Source organism: Microbacterium sp. ISL-103 (genome assembly GCF_018613995.1).
Taxonomy (GTDB): Bacteria; Actinomycetota; Actinomycetes; order Actinomycetales; family Microbacteriaceae; genus Microbacterium.
In genome coordinates this window covers 1-1,346 of the sequence record NZ_JAGGPD010000613.1, presented here as the reverse complement: position 1 = coordinate 1,346, position 1,346 = coordinate 1, and the positions used below count along the sequence as shown (strand labels likewise).

Sequence of the window (1,346 nt, the reverse complement as noted above, 5' to 3'; positions counted from 1 at the left end):
GATGCCTCGGGGCTCACGATCGCCTCGGATCGGTCAGGGAAGAAGGCGATCTTCACCAGTGCGGCAGCGCACACCCCGAACACGAGAACCAGCAGAAGAGGGAAGATCCAGCGTCGCCAGACGATCACGGCAGCCTTTCCGGCGGCGCCGCCCTGGCGCACCCGCGGTCAGCGTATCGGCGCGTGTAGCGCACCCGACGCCGGGCGGCGGCGTGTCCCGGGGCGCATACCGGTCGGATCAAGCGCGGAGCGCCTCGTGGCGCACGACGAGCCAGCCCGCAGGGACCGAGAGTCGCTCAGCATGCGGGGCACACAGATCGTGCGCATGCGGGTGATTCGCGATGCCCAGCGGACCGAGCGCCGCCATCTGATCGCCGTAGTCGTAGGTGAGCGTCGCCACGGCTTCTCGCGCGCAGCCGACCTTCGAGCAGAGTCTTCCGTCCATCTCCGCCAGGTTACGGCCGCTCAAGGACAAGGCCGGGAGGCCGCGCCGCCGACGCGGCGCCCAGTCGGCCTAGACTTTCGCTATGCCCCGTCGTCCCCGCACCTCTGCAGCCCCGCGCCGCGGCGCGCGTCACGGACGGCACGGTCGACTGGGACGCAGCGAGGTCGTTCGTCCGCCGTTGGCACCCCTCGACGGTCGCGTCGACCGATTCGATCTCACCGTCGGAACCGCCGTGGAGTTCCTTCGAGGCACGTGGCCCGAGCTGCAGGACGTGCGCTTCGAGATCGGGGCGATGCCTGCGTTCGAGGCGACAGACGAGGTGCCCCGATGGCACCTCGATCAGGAGCAGCGGCGGATCGTCCTGTTCCGCCTGCCGATCGAGCGGCTGCTGCCTCCGGGACACGACGACAACGCCCACCGGCGCATGGCGATCGAAAGCGCCGTCTTCCGTGCGGCTGCCGAGTACGTGGGTCGTGAACCGTGGGACTTCGGCGGCCACGAGCACTGACCCCTCACGGCTCGGACCGGATCCTCAGGGATAGACGGTGATGCTCTGCTGAGTGCCCGCCGCCGGCCACACCGGCCACACCGCGAGGGAGCCTGCGGCGGTCAGCGTCACCGACGCGTGCACGGCGGCGGATGTGCTCATCGTGTAGACGGTCCGAGGTGCGAGATCGACGGATGTCGAAGCGCCCGACGGCACGGTGGCCTCGACCGGGGCGCCGCCGTCGACGGGCGTGAGCTGCACCGTGGCATCCGCGTCGCCGTCGTTCGCGAGCACGAGGAGCGGGGCAGGGCCGGCCGGCACCGACACGAGCACGTCCTCCTCCACTTCGGGGGCGGGGGTCACCCACGCGAAGTCGGTCAGTGGGCCCGCCCCGTCCTGCTGCCGCGCAGCGGCC

Annotated in this window: 3 protein-coding genes; 1 reads left to right on the top strand and 2 read right to left on the bottom strand. The window is 71.0% G+C overall.

The genetic code is table 11. The features are described from left to right. Nucleotides 1-237 precede the first annotated feature (237 nt). A complete protein-coding gene (locus J7E68_RS18635; protein WP_215175029.1) occupies nucleotides 238-444 on the bottom strand; it encodes a DUF3499 family protein in 207 nt (68 codons plus the stop codon). 82 nt (nucleotides 445-526) lie between these two features. Between J7E68_RS18635 and J7E68_RS18630 the strand changes: the two genes are divergently transcribed. Beyond that, entirely contained in the window at nucleotides 527-952 is a 426-nt protein-coding gene (locus J7E68_RS18630) for a hypothetical protein (protein WP_251049152.1), read from the top strand. 24 nt (nucleotides 953-976) lie between these two features. Here J7E68_RS18630 and J7E68_RS18625 read toward each other — a convergent pair. Continuing rightward, nucleotides 977-1,346 (bottom strand): DUF5719 family protein (locus tag J7E68_RS18625; RefSeq protein ID WP_251049151.1); only part of this gene is annotated, 370 nt, incomplete at its 5' end.